This is a genomic window from Leifsonia sp. ZF2019 (genome assembly GCF_019924635.1).
Classification (GTDB): Bacteria; Actinomycetota; Actinomycetes; order Actinomycetales; family Microbacteriaceae; genus Leifsonia.
In genome coordinates this window covers 1800151-1816586 of record NZ_CP065037.1, presented here as the reverse complement: position 1 = coordinate 1816586, position 16436 = coordinate 1800151, and the positions used below count along the sequence as shown (strand labels likewise).

Below are 16436 nucleotides of genomic sequence, written 5' to 3'. Positions count from 1 at the left end.
GTATTGTGGCGGGCATGGAACATCCCGATCACGTCGCGCGCATCCAGGACGAGTGGCGCCGCGAGCGGCCCGATGTCGACGTGGCGCCGCAGGGCGTCATCGGACGGCTGCACCGTGTCGCGTCCCGGCTCACCGACGAGCTGACCGCGGTGTATGCGCAGCACGGGCTCGGCGAGGGCGACTTCGACGTGCTGGCCGCGCTGCGCCGGGCGGGCGCGCCGTTCGAGCGGACTCCCGGCGATCTGGCCGCGCACACCATGATCACCACCGGCGGGATGACCAAGCGCCTCGACCGGCTCGAACGCGCCGGCCTCGTGGCGCGCCGCACCGCCGTCGGCGACGGCCGCGGTCGGGTCGTCGCTCTCACCCCGCTCGGGCGCGAGACCATCGACGCCGCGTTCGCGGCCCACATGGCCAACGAGCGTCGCCTGCTCGACGAGCTGTCCGCGGATGACGCGGCCACCCTGGAACGCATCCTCACGACCTGGCTCGCCCGCCTGGAGCCGTGACCGCAACGCGGCCGCGTCTGTAATACGGCGACCGAAAGTTGCCCGGCCCGACGGGAGTGCGGAAGGCTGGGGGTCCCCCACCACCCGACCTCACCGGAGGATGCCATGTCCCGCACGCGCCGTCTCGTCGTCGCGGCCGCCGCCGTCGCCGCAGCCGCCCTCGCTCTCACCGCCTGCTCGTCCGGCTCGGGCTCGGGCACGTCGAGCACCGCCGCCGACGCCGGGTACGTCACCGCAGGCAAGCTGACCATCGGAACGGCCGAGCCCGCCTACGCCCCGTGGGTCCTGGACGACAAGCCCGAGTCGGGCAAGGGCTTCGAGGCCGCCGTCGCCTATGCGGTCGCCGAGAAGCTCGGCTTCGCGAAGGGCGACGTGACCTGGGTGCGCACCACCTTCGACCAGGCCATCGCGCCGGGCCCGAAGGACTTCGACTTCAACCTGCAGCAGTTCTCCATCACCGACGAGCGCAAGAAGGCGGTCGACTTCTCGTCGCCGTACTACGAGACCACCCAGGTGGTCGTGACCACCGACGCGTCGCCGGCGGCCAAGGCGACCTCGCTCGCCGACCTGAAGTCGCTCGCGATCGGCGCGCAGACCGGGACGACGAGCTTCGCCGCCGCCGAGAAGGAGATCGCCCCCAGCGGCGGGGTGCAGGCCTTCAACTCCAACGACGACGCCAAGCTCGCGCTGGAGAACAAGCAGGTCGACGCCATCGTCGTCGACCTGCCCACCGCCTTCTATCTGCGCGATGCGGAGCTGACCGGCGGCAAGATCGTCGGTCAGCTGCCCAAGGTCGAGGGCCAGCAGGGCGATCAGTTCGGCCTCGTCCTGCCGAAGGGCAGCGCGCTCACGACGAAGGTCAGCGCCGCGGTGGACGCGCTCCGCGCCGACGGGACACTGGACAAGCTCGCAGAGAAGTGGCTCGCCTCGGACGGCGACGCCCCCGTCCTGAAGTAGCGCACGCTAGCCTTCCACGGTGACCACCACTCCCCCGTCGCCGGCGGACCTGGCTCCGGCGCCCAGCGCGATCGAGCGCGACCGCCGGCTGTACCGCCGCAGACAGACCTCGCGGTCCGTGCTGATCAGCCTCGCGAGCACCGCGGTCGTCGCGGTGCTCGCCTGGCTGTTCGTGATCAACACCCCCGGATGGGCGCGCGTGCAGCAGACGTTCTTCGACCCTGCGGTGGCGATCGAGGCCTGGCCGCGGGTGTTCGAGGGACTGCTGCTCAACATCCGGGTGCTCGTCGTCGCCGCGATCGGCGTGCTGCTGGTCAGCATCGTCATCGCGACCGTCCGCACCCTCCGCGGCCCGATCTTCTTCCCGCTGCGGGCGCTGGCGGCCGGCTACACCGACCTGTTCCGCGGGACGCCGCTCATCATCGTGCTCTACCTGGTGGGCTTCGGCCTCCCGGGACTGGGCGTCTTCCCGCGGATGCCCGCCGAGTTCTGGGGCACGATCGCCCTGGTGCTGGTGTACTCCGCGTACGTTTCGGAGGTGTTCCGCGCAGGAATCGAAGCGGTGCACCCGTCGCAGCGGCTGGCCGCGCGCGGGCTCGGGCTGAGCCACTACCAGACCCTCCGCCTGGTGATCCTGCCGCAGGCCGTGCGCAAAGTGACGCCCGCGCTGATGAACGACTTCGTCGCGATGCAGAAAGACGTGGGGCTCATCTCGATCCTGGGTGCGGTCGACGCCGTGCGCGCCGCGCAGATCGAGACGGCCGCGACCTACAACTTCACCCCGTACGTGCTGGCCGGTCTGCTCTTCGTCATCCTGGCGCTGCCGATGATCCGGCTCACCGACTGGTATTCGGCCCGGGTGCGCCGTCGCGAGCAGGTCGGGAGCGTCGTATGACCGCGCCCGTGCTCCGCCTCGCGGGCATCCGCAAGAGCTTCGGCGAGACGGAGGTCCTGCGCGGGATCGACCTCGACGTCGACCGGCACGAGGTCGTCGCGCTCATCGGTGCGAGCGGGTCGGGCAAGTCGACCCTGCTGCGAACCGTCAACCTGCTCGAACGCATCGATGACGGGCAGATCCTGCTGGGCGACGAGGACATCAGCGATCCGCGCGTGGACACCGACGCCGTCCGCGCGCGTATCGGCGTGGTGTTCCAGCATTACAACCTCTTCCCGCACCTCTCCGTGCTCGACAACGTGACGCTCGCCTCCCGGCGGGTGCATCGCGTTCCCCGCCGCGCGGCGGAGGAGAAGGCGCTCGAGCTTCTCGCCGGCATCGGCCTCGGCGACAAGGCGAAGGAGTTCCCCGATCGTCTCTCGGGCGGCCAGCAGCAGCGCGCGGCCATCGTCCGGGCGATCGCGACCGACCCGGAGCTGCTGCTGCTCGACGAGGTGACGAGCGCGCTCGATCCGGAGCTCGTCGGAGAGGTGCTGGAGCTGGTCCGCGACCTGAAGGCGAGCGGAACCACGATCATCATGGCCACGCACGAGATGGCCTTCGCTCGCGACGTCGCCGACCGCGTCGTCTTCCTCGATCGCGGCGTCATCGCCGAGGAAGGGCCTCCGGCTCGGCTGTTCGGCGCTCCGCAGCAGGCGCGGACCCGGGAGTTCCTGGCGCGCTTCTCCGACTGGACGGCGTAGTCGCCGGGTCCGGCCCCCCGCCGAGCGCGTCGAGGACCGCCTGCGCGACGCGGTCGTTCTCGCGGAACGCGAGGGCGTTCGTGTTCGGGCGTGAGAACGCGCCGGCGAAGGGTGCGGTGGTGAAGGGCCCGATCGCCCAGCGCGCGGGATGCGGCACGCCGTCGGGACGGAGCACCCGCGCATCGGCCGCGGCCACGCGGACCTCCCCGTGGCGCACCGAGCCGGCGCCGGACGTGACGAGATCGCGCAGGGCGGGGTCATCGCTGCTCTCGGCAGTGGCGGCGGGGAGCCAGGCGTCGATCAGCGCGGAGACCGCGGTCTCACCCGTGACCGACGCACTGCCGACACGGAACCGCCCGGTGCGCTCGTCGGGCACGACCCGGATGTCGGCGCCCGCGAAGTGGACGATGCCCGCCTCCGAGAGCGCGATCAGCTCCTCCAGACGATGGCCGGGAGGGCCGGAGGCGACGTAGCTGAAGTAGCCGGGCCACCAGCCGACGACGTCACGACGGCGCGACTCCTCCGTCCAGAGATCGCCCGCGAGGTGCGGCGCGAGGGCGAACAGCGCGTGCAGCAGCGCGGTGAAGAGGCCGAGCGTCGCACTGTGGTCCGGTGAGGTGCGGTGCTGCAGGTCGGTGCGCAGATGCTCCCGCATCCAGGTCTGCAGGTCGTCGGGGCTCGTGAATCGCAGCCCCGCCAGGGGTCGGTCGAACCGGTCGAGGTGGAGTTCGTCGTCGGGATGCCGCAGCGCGCCGGAGACGAGCGCGTCGTACGCCGCGCCCTCCGGCCCGGTCTCGTCGAGCCGGGCCGCGAACACTGCCCAGTCGAGACGCACCCGCTCCGGATGCCCGGTGAACAGCTCTCGGTAGTAGCCGTGGACGAGCTCGCGCGCGATGAGCGGCCACACGTCCTCCCGGAAGTCGAGGTGCCCGGACGACGCCGCGAGGCGCTCGACGACCGCGGGCGTGAGGTGGCGGAGGGCGGGAGGCTCGCCGACCAGCGCGGACGAGATCTTGGACCGGTACGGCACCCCGCGCCGGGATCCGATCAGGAGCCGCGGCTCGAGGCCGCTGGGCGTGTACCGCAGGTCGCCGGACGGGTCGCGGTCGAACCTCCCGCCGCGCCCCTCGGTCAGCAGCACGACCAGGTCGACGGCCGCCAGCCCGAATCCGCGGACCGCGACCGTCCGCCCGGCCCCGAAGGCGCCGAGGTCGGCGTCGGCGGTGAAGGCCGGGGCCAGATAGTCGAGCCCGTGCCGCGCGGCGAAGGCGGCGAGCTCCGCCGCCTCGCCGGAGGGCTCGCTTCCCGCGTGGCCCAGCGCGTACACCACGGCGCCCACGTGGAGGCTCCCGCCGCCCGCGAGCAAGACCTCCTGAGCCGCGCCCGCCTCGCGCACGGCGGTCACCCGATCCCGGTGCAGGACCAGCGTCACGTCGTCGTCGAGCGCCGCGATCGCCCGCCGGAGGAACCAGTCCAGGTAGTGGCTCTGCAGGCGCCGCGTCGGGAAGTCGCCCCTGCGCAACGCGCCCAGCTCTGCCGCAACGACCGGGTCGTCGACGTGCGCGTCCGCGATCGCACCGGACCGCACGCCCTCCACCCACTCGAGCAGAGACGGGCCGGGACGCACCGGCCCCTCGATGGTGCAGGAGTCGTCCGTGAACATCGTGACGTCCTCCACCATCGAGTTCAGCTTCAGCAACGGCGACTGCTCCCGCCGCCAGATGCGGCCGGGGCCGGGCGGGAACGGGTCGACGAGGTGCACGGTGATCGGCCGCCGGTGCGCGCGCACCGAACGCGCGGCCGCGAACCGCTCCAACCAGCCGGCGGCGCGCGGGCCCGCGCCGACGAGGGCAACGGAGTCGGGACGGGCGGTCGGGGCGGAGGACGGCATCCGGGCAGCGTGTACCGATCCGCCGCCGGAGCCAAGCCCGGATTGCGCCGTGTGACGGACGCGAAACGAACCGTAACCGTCGCTCCCGCCCGTTTGACGAGCGCCCGTACGGTCGTCGGCGACCCTACCGCTCCCCATCCGATTGGAGGCCCGTCGATGACCGCATCACCCGTCATCGCGGACGAGTTCCGCTACGTCGACGCCACCGACGCGCTCGCCCGCCCGCTCCTGGCCGAGCTCGAGCTCGAGTACGACTCCCGCTACGGCGACTTCTTCGGCGAACGCGCCTCCGCGGAGCTGAGCCGCTACCCCGCCGAGGAGTTCGCGGCGCCGCATGGCGCGTTCGTGCTGCTCCTGCGCGGCGGCGAGCCGATCGCCGGAGGGGCGTTCAAGCGTTACGACGTGCGGACGGCCGAGCTCAAGCGCATCTGGACGAGTGCGGCGCACCGCCGGGAAGGCCTGGGGCGCCGCGTGGTGGCGGAGCTGGAGTCGGAGGCCGTGCGCCGCGGCTACACCCGGATCTACCTGACCACCGGTCCGCGCCAGCCGGAGGCGAAGGCTCTGTACCTGGCCGCCGGCTACGCCCCGCTGTACGACCCGACGCTGCCCGCCGAGGAGATCGGCATCCATCCGTTCGAGAAGACGCTGTCGTTCGAGAAGACGCCGTCGACGGGAGGTCGACGATGACCGCCACCACGGCCGAGCCGGACGCCGCACGAGCCGCCGTGGCGGCCTCCTCCGCCAACCGCTCCTCACTGCCCGACGCCGCCGAGCTGCGGCGCCTCTCCGACCGTGCGGTCCTCCCCCTCCGGCATCCCGGACGCTGGATCGCGGCGGCGCTCGTGCTCGTCCTGCTGGTCAACGCCGGCCAGTCGCTCTTCACGAACCCGTCCTGGGAGTGGGCGAAGGTCGGGAAGTGGCTGTTCAGCCCGGCGATCCTCACCGGGTTGCAGCTCACGCTCACGGCGACGGCGATCAGCGCGGTCGTCAGCTTCGTGGGAGGGGTCGTCGTCGCGCTGGGTCGGCTCTCGCCGAACCCGGTGCTCAACGCGGTCAGCTGGTTCTACGTGTGGCTGTTCCGCTCGGTGCCGCTGATCCTCGTGCTGATCTTCCTCTACAACCTCGGCAACCTGTACCCCTCGATCGGCATCGGCATCCCGTTCGGGCCGCAGCTCACGGTGCCGACGGTGACGGTGCTCTCCGACCTGACGCTCGGGGTCATCGGCCTGAGCCTCAGCGAGATCGCCTACGCGTCCGAGGTGGTGCGCGCGGGTGTGCTGGCGGTCGACCCCGGCCAGCAGGAGGCCGCGAAGGCGCTCGGCCTCTCCCGCGCGCGGCAGTTCCGCCGGGTGATCCTGCCGCAGGCGCTGCGCTCGATCGTGCCCGCCTACGTCAACCAGATCATCGGCCTGCTCAAGGCGAGCTCCCTGCTGTTCTACGTGTCGCTGCTCGACCTCTTCGGCGTCGTGCAGAGCATCGGGAGCACCTACCCGGGCGACATCATCCCGCTGCTGGTCGTCGCCACCATCTGGTACCTCGTGCTCACCAGCGTCGTGTCGACCATCCAGTACTACATCGAGCGGTACTACGCGCGGGGCTCGGTGCGCGCCCTGCCGCCGACGCCGTTCCAGCGCGTGCGCTTCTGGCTGCGCGGGTTCTCGAACGACCGCCTGGACGGTGCACTGTGAGCGCCGGCATCGAGATCACCAACGCGACCAAGGCGTTCGGCGACAAGCCCGTCCTGCGCGGGGTCGACCTCACCATCGAGGCGGGAACGGTCACCGTGGTGCTCGGTCCGTCCGGCTCGGGCAAGTCCACCCTCCTGCGCGCCATCAACCACCTCGAGCCCCTCGACGAGGGCTACGTCGTCGTGGGCGGCGAGCTGATCGGCGTGCACGTGCACCGCGGCCGGCTGAAAGAGCTCAGCGAGCGCCGCATCCTCGCCCAGCGCGCCCGGATCGGCTTCGTGTTCCAGAGCTTCAACCTCTTCCCGCACCTGACCATCCTCGAGAACGTCACCGAGGCCCCCATCGCCCACGGCACTCCGCCCGCGGACGCCCGCGAGCGCGCCCGCGCGCTGCTGGAGCGGGTCGGCCTCGCCGACAAGGCATCCTCGTACCCGCGGCAGCTCTCGGGCGGACAGCAGCAGCGCGTCGCCATCGCCCGCGCTCTCGCCCTGGAGCCCGACGTGCTGCTCTTCGACGAGCCGACCAGCGCGCTCGACCCCGAGCTCGTCGGCGAGGTGCTCGCGGTCATCCGCTCCCTCGCCGGCAGCGGCGCCACCCTCGTCGTCGTCACCCACGAGATCGGCTTCGCCCGCGAGGTCGCCGACCGTGTCGTCTTCCTCGACGAGGGCGTCGTCGTCGAGGAGGGCACCCCGGCCGAGGTGCTCGACGCCCCGCGCGAGAAGCGCACCAGAGCGTTCCTGAGCCGCGTGCTCTGAACATCCCCACCCGTTCCATCCGACACCTGGAGAATCCCATGACACAGCACTTCCCCCGACGCCGCCGACGGACCATCGCGTCCGCCGCGCTCGTCGCCACCGCCCTCGTCACCTCCCTCGCGGCCTGCTCCGGGCAGGCGTCGGCGAGCAGTACGAGCGGCGGATCCGACACCGTCACCATCGCCGCGCACTCGAACGGCGTCGGTACCGAGACCACCGTCGAGGTGAAACAGGTCGACAGCATCCGCGACCAGCTGCCCGAGAGCGTCACGAAGAGCGGCAAGCTCGTCATCGGCCTCGGCGCGCTGCCTTCCGGCTTCCCGCCCATCGCCTATGTCGGCGACGACCAGAAGACCTACACCGGCACCGACCCCGACCTGGCCCGCCTCGTCGCGAAGGTGCTCGGCCTGGAGCCCGAGTTCAAGAACGCCACCTGGCAGAACCTGTTCGTCGGCATCGACAACGGCACCATCGACACCGGCTTCTCGAACATCACCGTGACCGAGGAACGCAAGCAGAAGTACGACTTCGCCTCCTACCGCCAGGACATCCTCGCGTTCGCCGTGCTCAAGAAGAACACGTGGGAGTTCGACGGCGACTACGAGAAGCTCGACGGCCTGACCGTCGCGACCGACCGCGGCACGAACCAGGAGAAGATCCTGCTCGAATGGCAGCAGAAGCTGCAGGCCGAGGGCAAGACGCTCGACGTCAAGTACTACCCGGACACGAACGCCGTCTACCTGGCGCTCGACTCCGGCAAGATCGACGCCTACTTCTCTCCCAACCCGGGCGTCGCCTACCAGGAGACGCAGACCGCGAAGACGGCCAACCCGATCCGCACGGCGGGCACGTTCTCCGGAGCGGGCGAGACGCTGAAAGGTCTGATCGCCGCCACGTCCAAGAAGGGCAGCGGGCTCGCCGCGCCCGTCGCCGCAGCATTCGACTATCTGATCGAGCACGGCCAGTACGCGGCGGTGCTGAAGGCCTACAACCTCACGAACGAGTCCGTGGCGACCTCCGAGGTCAACCCGGCCGGACTGCCGCTCAGCAACGAATGACCCGCGCGGACGGGCCGTCCGCACCCGCCATCGCGGCGGTCGGACGGCCCGTCCGCAACAGGTCGTCATGAACATGGCGACCGACGCCGACAGGAGGGTAGAAACGAGCGATCATGTCGCGCATCTTCACGAGTAAATTCAACCCCGGCAGAGCCAGGTGGGAGCTGGTTGTCAGCCCCCAGGGCGACGTATACGCGTTCCCGCTCACACTGCCCATCGCGCAGCGCCAGGTGCTCGGCGGACACAAGCGCTACCTCGTCGGGAAGGTAGAGCGCGGGACCGCGGCGTGGACGGCGGCCGGCCCCTCCGGTCTCGTCTACGGCACGACGTTCCCGTCGCTCCCGTCCGCCCTGGAGGCCATCGCCGACGAAGTCGACCTCGCGCCCGTCCCCTAGCGCGCCTCCCGGGCCACCGCACGCGAACGGAGGATGAATCGGCCGAATCCCGCCGACCTGGACTCCTCCGTCGACCCCACTGTCGGCACCGGGGAGGTGGTCAGGAGGATTTCAAGAGGGCGTCCTCCAGGGCGACCCACGGGAGCATGGCGCACTTGATGCGCGTGACGTACTTGGAGACGCCGGCCAGGGCGACCGCGTCGCCCAGGAGCTCGTCGTCACCCTCGAGAGTGCCCTTGGAGTGCATGAGCTCGCGGAACGCGGCGACGGCCTCCCCGAGCTGCGCCCGGTCGACGTCGTGCACGAGGTCGCTCAGAAGCGACGCCGACGCGGTCGAGATCGAGCAGCCGTGACCCTCCCAGCTGATGGCGGCGACGCGTCCGTCCGCGTCGGTGTGGACGCCCACGGTGACCTCGTCTCCGCAGGTCGGGTTGAGCTGGTGCGAGCTGGCCGCGGCGTCGTCGCGCAGGCCGAAGCCGTGCTTCTCGCGCGCGTGGTCGAGGATCACCTGCTGATAGAGGTTCTGCAGATCGCTGGAGGTCATGCGGCCACTCCGAAGAAGGCGCGGGCGTCGGCGACGGCGGCGACGGCCGCATCCACGTCGTCCGCGGTGTTGTAGAGGTAGGTGCTGATGCGCGTGCTCGCGGTGGCGCCGAAGCGGCGGTGCACCGGCTGGGCGCAGTGGTGGCCGACGCGCACGGCGATGCCGCGATCGTCGAGGAACTGGCCGACGTCGTGCGAGTGGATGCCGTCGACGACGAAACTGGAGAGGCCGACGCGCGGCGTGCCCACGCCGGGACCGAGGACGCGCACGCCGGGGATCTCCGCGAGCGCCGCGAGCATCCGGCCACCGAGGGCCTCCTCGTGGGCGGCGATGGCCGCCATGCCGACCGCGTCGAGGTAGTCGACCGCCGCGGCGAGCGCGACGGCCTGCGAGACGCGCTGGGTGCCGGCCTCGAAGCGCTGCGGCGCCGGGAGGTACTCCGCACCGTCGAGGGTCACGGTGGTGATCATCGAGCCTCCGGTGAGGAACGGCGGGAGGGCGTTCAGGAGGTCGGATCGGCCGTACAGCGCGCCGACACCGGTGGGGCCGAGCATCTTGTGCCCGGAGAAGACGGCGAAGTCGACGTCGAGGGCGGCGACGTCGACGGGCAGGTGCGGCACGGACTGGCAGGCGTCGAGGACGACGAGCGCACCGTGCTCGTGGGCGAGCGCGACGAGATCGGCGACGGGGGCGACGGCGCCGAGCACATTGGAGACGTGCGCGAAGGCGACGACGCGCGTGCGCGGGCCGATGAGTTCGGCGGCCTGGTCGAGACGCAGCGTCCCGTCGTCGTGGAGCCCGATGATGCGGAGGGTGGCGCCGGTCCGCGCGGCGAGCTCCTGCCACGGCACGAGGTTGGCGTGGTGCTCGGCCTCCGTGGCCACGATCTCGTCGCCCGGGCCGAGCCGGAAGCGGGCGGCGGCCGCGCCGCCGCGCCCGAGGGAGGCGTTCGACATCCCGTACGCGATGAGGTTCAGGCCCTCGGTGGCGTTCGAGGTCCACACCAGCTCATCGGGGCGTGCGCCGACGAAACGCGCCACGCGCTCGCGGGCCTCCTCGAACAGTTCGGTGGCCTCCCCCGCCACCGTGTGGGCGCCGCGGTGCACGGCGGACGTGTACGTCTCGGCGAACGCCCGCTCGGCGTCGAGCACCTGGCGCGGTTTCTGGGAGGTGGCCCCGGAGTCGAGATAGACGAAGGGGTGCCCGTTCACCTCGCGAGTGAGGATCGGGAAGTCCGCGCGCAGGCGGGAGGGGTCGAGGGTGTCGGTGCGCATACGGTCCTCAACCATACAAGCGCCTCCTGCAATCCCGCCGTGCGCGAGGCAACCTGTATGACGCCGGACGACGGGCGTTACGCCGCGTGTCGGCGGCCCTTGTCGGCACCCGGTGCGCCGCCGGTAGCGTCCTGCGCCATGAGCATCGCATCCGACACCCCCGCCACCGACTTCGCGGCGTCCCCGCTCCCGCCCGCCGGCGATCGCCTTCTCTTCCGTGTCGAGGCCGGGGAGCGGCTTCCCCTGGATCGCGGCGGTCGGCAGGTGCTCGCGTGACCGGGTTCGTGCTCGGCGTCGAACTCGACGGCGACGGGGCGCACCCCTCCGCGTGGCGTGCCTCGGGCTCCGCGCCCGGGGAGCTCGTCACCGGACGCCTGGTCGCCGCGCGCGCACAGCGCGCCGAGCGCGCGGGCTTCGCGTTCGCGACCTTCGACGATGCGCCCACTCCGCCGGCCACCGGGGATGCTCCCCGGCTCCGCGCGGACGCGGTGCTGCGCGCCGCCTACGCCGCCCCGCTGACCTCGGCGATCGGGCTCGTCCCCACGGTGCACGGCGTGTACGGCGAGCCGTTCCATCTCGGCACGCAGCTGGCCAGCCTCGACTTCGCCTCGCATGGCCGCGGCGGCTGGCTCGTCTCCGCGGACAGCGACCCGAGGTCCGCCGCGGTGTACGGGCGACCTGCCGTCTCGGAGGCCGATGCCGCTCGGCTCGCCGCCGACTCGGTCGAGGTCGCGCGCCGGCTGTGGCTCTCGTGGGAGGCGGACGCGGTCATCGCGGACGTGTCGACCGGGCGCTACCTGGACCGTGAACGCGTGCACTACATCGACTTCGCGGGCGACGACTACCGGATCACCGGCCCGGCGATCGGGCCCCGACCGCCGCAGGAGCTCCTGCCGGTCTTCGGTCCGGCCGCCCTCGTGGAGAGCGCACGCCTCGATGTCGCGGTGTTCACGGTCGCCTCGGCCGAGCCCGGCGAACGGATCGCCGCTGCGACCGCTCTCGCGTCGACGCTGCGCTCCCGCGGCGCGGCGCTGGCCGTGCTCGACCTCGAGGTCGCCCTCGACGCCGCCGGCCTCCCCGCGGCCTCCCGCATCGCCGCGCTCGACGAGCACTCTCCCTGGGTCCGCGGCGGAGCCCGGTTCGTCGGCGGCGCTGGCGCCCTCGTCGAACTGCTCACCGCGCTCGCCACCGTCGTCGACGGCGTCCGGCTGCACCCCGCGGTGCTCGACGTCGATCTGGAGGAGCTGGAGCGCGCCGTGATCCCCGCGCTCCGGGCGCGCATCCCCGTCGCCGTGCCGCGGCCCGGCGACACGCTGCGCAGCACCCTGGGCCTGGCAGCCGTGTCCGCGCTGCCCCCCGCCGACCGTCTCGAGGAGTCCGCATGACCACCCCCACCGTCCTCCGCTTCGGCGTCTTCTTCCAGGGCGTCAACTTCAGCACCGTCTGGTCCGACCCGGCGTCCGGGTCGCAGACCGACTTCGAGAGCTTCCGCCGCGTCGCCCAGACTGCTGAGCGCGGCCTGTTCTCGGCGTTCTTCCTCGGCGAGGGCCTCCGGCTGCGGGAGCACCTCGGGCGACTGCACCAGCTCGACGTCGCCGGTCGCCCGGACGCACAGACCCAGCTCGCCGCCCTCGCCGCCGTGACGAGTCGCATCGGTCTGGTCGCGACCCAGAACACGACCTACAACGACCCGCTCGACCTCGCCCACCGGCTCGCGAGCCTCGACGCACTCTCCGGGGGACGGGCCGCCTGGAACATCGTGACGACGGACAATGCCTGGACGGGCGCCAACTTCCGTCGCGGCGGCTACCTCGATCACGCCGACCGCTACACGCACGCGGAGTCGGTGGTCGTGGCGGCCAAGGCACTGTGGGACGCGTGGGACGACGACGCCGGGGCCGGTGGAGTCGCACAGGCGCGCACCGCGCACTACACGGCGAGCGCTGCCTCCCGGCTCCCCCGCGGTCCGCAGGGCCATCCCGTCCTGTTCCAGGCGGGCGACTCCCCCGAGGGTCGCGACTTCGCCGCGCGGCAGGCGGACGTGATCTTCTCCGCGCACAGCGCCTTCGACGCCGCGGAGGCGTTCGCGGCCGACATCCGGCAGCGCACACTGCGGGCGGGGAGACCGGCGGACGACCTGAAGATCTTCCCCGGCCAGGAGTTCGTGATCGCGGACACCGACGCCGAGGCGGACGAGAAGGCGCGCTGGCTGCGGCACGCGCAGATCACGCCGCAGACCGCGATCGCGTTCCTCGAGAACATCTGGGGCACCGATCTCTCCGCGCTGGATCCCGACGGCCCGCTGCCGTCGTTCGATCCGGTGCAGGACACCACCGGCGAGACCCGCGGGGCCGGCTTCCGGGGCGCGCAGGCGAAGGCCACCGCCGACGCCTGGCGCGAGCGGGCCGCAGCGGAGGGGCTCTCGATCCGGGAGCTGGTGATCGCGCTCACCTCGACCCGCGGCTTCGTGGGAAGTGCGGCATCGGTGGCGGCGACGCTGCAGCGGTATGCGGACGCGGGCGTGGTCGACGGCTTCAACATCACGCCGTGGCTCATCCCGTCCGGGCTGGACGACATCGTGAACAAGCTCGTGCCGGAGCTGCAGGAGCGCGGGATCTACCCGACCGGGTACGAGGGCACCACACTGCGCGAGAACCTCGGGCTGAGACCTCCCCGGCCGCGGCGCGAGCGCGCCGCCCGGAGCGCCTGAGCGAGCGGAGGAGCGGGCGGCGGGGTACCCCGCTCGGTAGGCTGGGCGAATGGTCGAACGCACGAACGGCTCCCCCTGGTTCTTCATCGCGGGCATCGCGCTGATCGCCGTCGGCCTTGCCGTTCCCTTGATCGTCGACTCGCTCACCGGCCAGGTGCAGTGGCTGGGCCGCGGCGCGGGCGTCCTCGTGGCGATCGGCGGCGCGGTGCTGCTCGGCTTCGGCATCCGGCGCCGCCGCGGTCGGTAGTCTCCGGCAGGGCGCCGCTAGACGGGTCGGCTGCAGAGGCGTACGGTCGCGAGGTGCGCTCCCGCCTGCCGATCCTCACGGCCGTCGCGGCCCTCGTCCTCCTGCCGGTCGTCGCCGCGACCCCGGCCTCCGCCGCGACCACCGGCCTCTGGGCCGGGTGGGGGACGACCTCCCCCACGTCCTACACCGTCCAGGTGGCGAACACCCCGCCGCTGACCGCGACGGTGAGCACCGACTCCCGCACCGGTCAGATCGGTGTCATCTCGGGGGCGTCGACCTGGCTCGCCGCGGGCACGCCTGTCGGCGCGAAGTACGGGTCCAGCCAGGGGCGTCCGTATCTCAACCTGCGGCCGAAGGCGGATAACGCCGCCTCCCCGTCCACCACCACCTACGCGTTCGCCGCTCCCACACCGACGTCCGGGTGGACCTTCGTGCTGGGCGACATCGACGCGGACAAGGTACAGGTCCGCGCCGTCGGCCCCGACGGCGTGGCCCTCACGGCGGCGCAGCTGGGCTTCGACGGGGGCTTCAACTACTGCGCGCCGGGCATCGCCGGCAAGCCGTCGTGCACCGGGTCGGCGACCGACGTCCCGACCTGGGATCCAGCGACCCAGACCCTGACCGGCAACGCGGCGGCCGCCGACACCAACGGCGCGGCCGCGTGGTTCGAGCCGAACGCGCCGATCGCGACCCTCACCTTCGTGTACACCCAGCGTGCGGGCCTCCCGGTCTATCAGACGTGGTTCGCCTCCCTCGCCCGGGATGTCACGGGAACCGTCTCGACCAGCGACGCCAGCAGTCCCGCCGGCGCCACCCTCACGCTGACCGACGCGAACGGGACGGTCGTCGGCACCACCACCTCCGGACCCGACGGCTCGTACTCGTTCCCGGGCGTGCAGGCGAGCGACGGCTACACGGTCTCCCTCACGCCGCCCGCGGGGTGGATCGCCGACTCGCCGATCTCCCGGCCGGCCGACGTCTCCGCGACGGACGCGGTCGTGGACTTCTCGATGCACGTGATCGTCCCCGTCGCCGTGGGCGGGACCGTCCGAGACACGGCCGGAAACCCGGTGCCCGGCGCCACCGTCCAGCTCGCGCCCGGCATCACGACCACCACCGGCCCGGGCGGCGGCTATCTCTTCGACGAGGCCGCCGTCGGGACGTACACCGTGCGGGTGACCGGTGTGCCGGACGGCTACACCGTCGTCACGCCCGGACAGCCGATCACCGTACCTCCCGGCGTCGAGACGCCGATCACGGGCGTCGACTTCGTCGTGCGCGAGAACCCGGGCCTGAGCGGCACCGTCACCGACGCGGCCGGACCGGTCGCGGGTGTCGTGATCACCGCGACGGGGCCGGACGGGACCGTCGGCGCTGTGACCGGGGCCGACGGCACGTACACCCTGCCGCGCCTCGCGCCCGGCGACTACGCGGTGACGATGGCCCCTCCCGAGGGATACGTCGTCAGCGGTGCGGACGAGCGGGACGCGACCGTGACGACGGACGACGTCACCGGTGTCGACTTCGCTCTGGCGAAGACCGGGTCGGTCGCCGGGGTCGTGACGTCGGACGCGGGCGCGGTGGCCGGGGCCTCGGTGCGGGTCGACGGTCCGGGAGGTTCGACCTCCGTGACCACCGCGGCCGACGGCTCCTACGATCTCGGCGCCCTCCCTCCCGGCGACTACACGATCACGCTCACGCCACCGGCCGGCTTCACCGCCGACGGACCGGTCACGCGCACCGTGACGATCACGGCGGCGGGCGACGCGGTGGTCGGCCAGGACTTCGCGCTGACCACGACGGCGACGCCCCCTCCCCCTCCGTCCAGCGGAGGGAGCGGCGGGACGATGCTCGCCGCGGGTGAGCTGGCCGACACCGGCGGAGCGGCGCCCGGAGCGCTGCCCGCCCTCGCAGTCGTCCTCGCCCTGACCGGTGGGATGGCGCTCCTGACCGGGCGGCGCCTGCGCGCCCGGCGCGGCTGAACCGTCCGCTCAGCCCCAGATGGGCCGGGCGGCGACGGCGGCGTCGCGGATGCGCCCGCCGGAGAGCACGCGCGTCCCCTCGGCGAGCCCGAAGGCGGGCCACTCCCACGCCAGCGTCACCGGTCCCTCGGGCGGGAGCGGCCACAGCCACAGGTCGCCCGAGAAGACCTGGGTGTCGTCGCTGCCGCCACCACTCCAGTTCGCCATGCCGAGCACGTGCCCGTCCGGCTCGGTGAGCTCCCCCGGCAGCCACCAGGACTCGCCGTCGGCGACGAGGCGCTCCCCGTCGGCGAGCTCGATGCCCAGCCGCAGCGCGCCGAGCTGCTGCTCACCCGGGAGGCGCGGGCCGGCGACGCGGCGCACGAGGGCCGCCCAGGCGGCGTCGTCCTCGTCGAGCCGGCGCAGCCTCCACTCGACCAGGAACAGGGCGCCGTCGGAGTAGGCGCGCACACCGGCCAGGAGGAGCGCGAGGTTGTCCGTGGTCGCGAGCACGGCTGTCTCGGCCAGCGCGTGGGGCAGCTCGTCTTCGGGGGGTCGCGACCAGCGCGGAGTCCGTGACCGCTGCAGATCGCGGCCGTCCGCGGAACGCTCCTCGCGCTCGGGGAAGAACCTCATCGACACCCCCATCCGTCCGCCGCTTCGGGTGCAGGGGCGGACCGTGTGTGGACACACTACCCGCGCTCCGCGCCGGCTGACCAGGGTCGGTCCGTCGTCGCCCCTGGCCCCGCGTCGGACGGCTGCCTAGACTCGCACCATGCGCCCAGCCGGGCCGACGAGATGCCCGGCCG

The 16436-nt window shown here is 72.5% G+C and carries 18 protein-coding genes; 14 read left to right on the top strand and 4 right to left on the bottom strand.

Annotated elements, in window-relative coordinates:
• Nucleotides 1-14 precede the first annotated feature (14 nt).
• The 4 genes from IT072_RS08960 to IT072_RS08945 all read left to right on the top strand — a co-directional run bounded on the left by IT072_RS08960 (nucleotide 15) and on the right by IT072_RS08945 (nucleotide 3104).
• A complete protein-coding gene (locus IT072_RS08960; protein ID WP_223360614.1) occupies nucleotides 15-509 on the top strand; it encodes a MarR family winged helix-turn-helix transcriptional regulator in 495 nt (164 codons plus the stop codon).
• Nucleotides 510-614: 105 nt separating this feature from the next.
• On the top strand, nucleotides 615-1466 hold the full coding sequence (locus tag IT072_RS08955) for an ABC transporter substrate-binding protein (protein ID WP_223360613.1): 852 nt from the start codon (nucleotides 615-617) through the stop codon (nucleotides 1464-1466).
• 19 nt (nucleotides 1467-1485) lie between these two features.
• Nucleotides 1486-2361: an amino acid ABC transporter permease gene (locus tag IT072_RS08950; protein WP_223360612.1), complete on the top strand. Its 876-nt coding sequence runs from the start codon at nucleotides 1486-1488 to the stop codon at nucleotides 2359-2361.
• Nucleotides 2358-3104: an amino acid ABC transporter ATP-binding protein gene (locus tag IT072_RS08945; RefSeq protein WP_223360611.1), complete on the top strand. Its 747-nt coding sequence runs from the start codon at nucleotides 2358-2360 to the stop codon at nucleotides 3102-3104. Before IT072_RS08950 ends, IT072_RS08945 begins: the two co-directional genes overlap by 4 nt.
• Here the strand turns inward: IT072_RS08945 and IT072_RS08940 are convergent.
• Entirely contained in the window at nucleotides 3007-4995 is a 1989-nt protein-coding gene (locus IT072_RS08940; RefSeq protein WP_223360610.1) for an FAD/NAD(P)-binding protein, read from the bottom strand. The two genes, IT072_RS08945 and IT072_RS08940, sit on opposite strands and share 98 nt — an antisense overlap.
• Before the next feature lie 156 nt (nucleotides 4996-5151).
• On the opposite strand from IT072_RS08940, the gene IT072_RS08935 reads away from it, so the two are divergent.
• The 5 genes from IT072_RS08935 to IT072_RS08915 all read left to right on the top strand — a co-directional run bounded on the left by IT072_RS08935 (nucleotide 5152) and on the right by IT072_RS08915 (nucleotide 8891).
• A complete protein-coding gene (locus IT072_RS08935) occupies nucleotides 5152-5682 on the top strand; it encodes a GNAT family N-acetyltransferase (RefSeq protein ID WP_223360609.1) in 531 nt (176 codons plus the stop codon).
• Nucleotides 5679-6683 (top strand): amino acid ABC transporter permease, encoded by a 1005-nt coding sequence (locus IT072_RS08930; protein WP_223360608.1) that lies wholly within the window; start codon nucleotides 5679-5681, stop codon nucleotides 6681-6683. Before IT072_RS08935 ends, IT072_RS08930 begins: the two co-directional genes overlap by 4 nt.
• A complete protein-coding gene (locus tag IT072_RS08925) occupies nucleotides 6680-7438 on the top strand; it encodes an amino acid ABC transporter ATP-binding protein (protein ID WP_223360607.1) in 759 nt (252 codons plus the stop codon). Before IT072_RS08930 ends, IT072_RS08925 begins: the two co-directional genes overlap by 4 nt.
• Nucleotides 7439-7476: 38 nt before the next feature.
• Entirely contained in the window at nucleotides 7477-8496 is a 1020-nt protein-coding gene (locus tag IT072_RS08920) for a transporter substrate-binding domain-containing protein (protein ID WP_223360606.1), read from the top strand.
• Nucleotides 8497-8609: 113 nt separating this feature from the next.
• Complete coding sequence (locus tag IT072_RS08915; RefSeq protein ID WP_223360605.1) at nucleotides 8610-8891, top strand: hypothetical protein; 282 nt, start codon at nucleotides 8610-8612, stop codon at nucleotides 8889-8891.
• 100 nt (nucleotides 8892-8991) lie between these two features.
• On the opposite strand, the gene sufU is transcribed toward IT072_RS08915, so the two are convergent.
• Nucleotides 8992-9435 (bottom strand): Fe-S cluster assembly sulfur transfer protein SufU, encoded by a 444-nt coding sequence (gene sufU, locus IT072_RS08910; protein WP_223360604.1) that lies wholly within the window; start codon nucleotides 9433-9435, stop codon nucleotides 8992-8994.
• Nucleotides 9432-10709 (bottom strand): SufS family cysteine desulfurase, encoded by a 1278-nt coding sequence (locus IT072_RS08905; RefSeq protein ID WP_223360932.1) that lies wholly within the window; start codon nucleotides 10707-10709, stop codon nucleotides 9432-9434. Before IT072_RS08905 ends, sufU begins: the two co-directional genes overlap by 4 nt.
• A gap of 138 nt (nucleotides 10710-10847) precedes the next feature.
• Between IT072_RS08905 and IT072_RS08900 the strand changes: the two genes are divergently transcribed.
• Genes IT072_RS08900 through IT072_RS08880 form a run of 5 tightly spaced genes read left to right on the top strand, consistent with a single transcriptional unit; the run spans nucleotide 10848 to nucleotide 15648 of the window.
• Nucleotides 10848-10985: a hypothetical protein gene (locus IT072_RS08900; protein ID WP_223360603.1), complete on the top strand. Its 138-nt coding sequence runs from the start codon at nucleotides 10848-10850 to the stop codon at nucleotides 10983-10985.
• Nucleotides 10982-12094: an LLM class flavin-dependent oxidoreductase gene (locus IT072_RS08895; protein ID WP_223360602.1), complete on the top strand. Its 1113-nt coding sequence runs from the start codon at nucleotides 10982-10984 to the stop codon at nucleotides 12092-12094. The genes IT072_RS08900 and IT072_RS08895 overlap by 4 nt, the downstream gene beginning before the upstream one ends.
• Nucleotides 12091-13419, top strand: coding sequence for an NtaA/DmoA family FMN-dependent monooxygenase (locus tag IT072_RS08890; RefSeq protein WP_223360601.1), 1329 nt, complete (start codon nucleotides 12091-12093; stop codon nucleotides 13417-13419). The genes IT072_RS08895 and IT072_RS08890 overlap by 4 nt, the downstream gene beginning before the upstream one ends.
• A 49-nt stretch (nucleotides 13420-13468) precedes the next feature.
• Nucleotides 13469-13666, top strand: a complete 198-nt coding sequence (locus tag IT072_RS08885; protein ID WP_223360600.1) for a hypothetical protein — start codon at nucleotides 13469-13471, stop codon at nucleotides 13664-13666.
• 53 nt (nucleotides 13667-13719) lie between these two features.
• Complete coding sequence (locus IT072_RS08880; RefSeq protein ID WP_223360599.1) at nucleotides 13720-15648, top strand: MSCRAMM family protein; 1929 nt, start codon at nucleotides 13720-13722, stop codon at nucleotides 15646-15648.
• A 9-nt stretch (nucleotides 15649-15657) separates the two neighbouring features.
• Here the strand turns inward: IT072_RS08880 and IT072_RS08875 are convergent, their stop codons facing one another.
• A complete protein-coding gene (locus IT072_RS08875) occupies nucleotides 15658-16263 on the bottom strand; it encodes a hypothetical protein (protein WP_223360598.1) in 606 nt (201 codons plus the stop codon).
• Nucleotides 16264-16436: the final 173 nt, after the last annotated feature.

Coding starts and splice junctions, on each gene's coding strand:
- IT072_RS08905 (WP_223360932.1), bottom strand. CDS start 10,709: ATGCGCACCGACACCCTCGACCCCTCCCGCCTGCGCGCGGACTTCCCG.
- IT072_RS08920 (WP_223360606.1), top strand. CDS start 7,477: ATGACACAGCACTTCCCCCGACGCCGCCGACGGACCATCGCGTCCGCC.
- IT072_RS08960 (WP_223360614.1), top strand. CDS start 15: ATGGAACATCCCGATCACGTCGCGCGCATCCAGGACGAGTGGCGCCGC.
- IT072_RS08955 (WP_223360613.1), top strand. CDS start 615: ATGTCCCGCACGCGCCGTCTCGTCGTCGCGGCCGCCGCCGTCGCCGCA.
- IT072_RS08885 (WP_223360600.1), top strand. CDS start 13,469: ATGGTCGAACGCACGAACGGCTCCCCCTGGTTCTTCATCGCGGGCATC.
- IT072_RS08930 (WP_223360608.1), top strand. CDS start 5,679: ATGACCGCCACCACGGCCGAGCCGGACGCCGCACGAGCCGCCGTGGCG.
- IT072_RS08945 (WP_223360611.1), top strand. CDS start 2,358: ATGACCGCGCCCGTGCTCCGCCTCGCGGGCATCCGCAAGAGCTTCGGC.
- IT072_RS08875 (WP_223360598.1), bottom strand. CDS start 16,263: ATGAGGTTCTTCCCCGAGCGCGAGGAGCGTTCCGCGGACGGCCGCGAT.
- IT072_RS08900 (WP_223360603.1), top strand. CDS start 10,848: ATGAGCATCGCATCCGACACCCCCGCCACCGACTTCGCGGCGTCCCCG.
- IT072_RS08935 (WP_223360609.1), top strand. CDS start 5,152: ATGACCGCATCACCCGTCATCGCGGACGAGTTCCGCTACGTCGACGCC.
- IT072_RS08890 (WP_223360601.1), top strand. CDS start 12,091: ATGACCACCCCCACCGTCCTCCGCTTCGGCGTCTTCTTCCAGGGCGTC.
- IT072_RS08940 (WP_223360610.1), bottom strand. CDS start 4,995: ATGCCGTCCTCCGCCCCGACCGCCCGTCCCGACTCCGTTGCCCTCGTC.
- sufU (WP_223360604.1), bottom strand. CDS start 9,435: ATGACCTCCAGCGATCTGCAGAACCTCTATCAGCAGGTGATCCTCGAC.
- IT072_RS08915 (WP_223360605.1), top strand. CDS start 8,610: ATGTCGCGCATCTTCACGAGTAAATTCAACCCCGGCAGAGCCAGGTGG.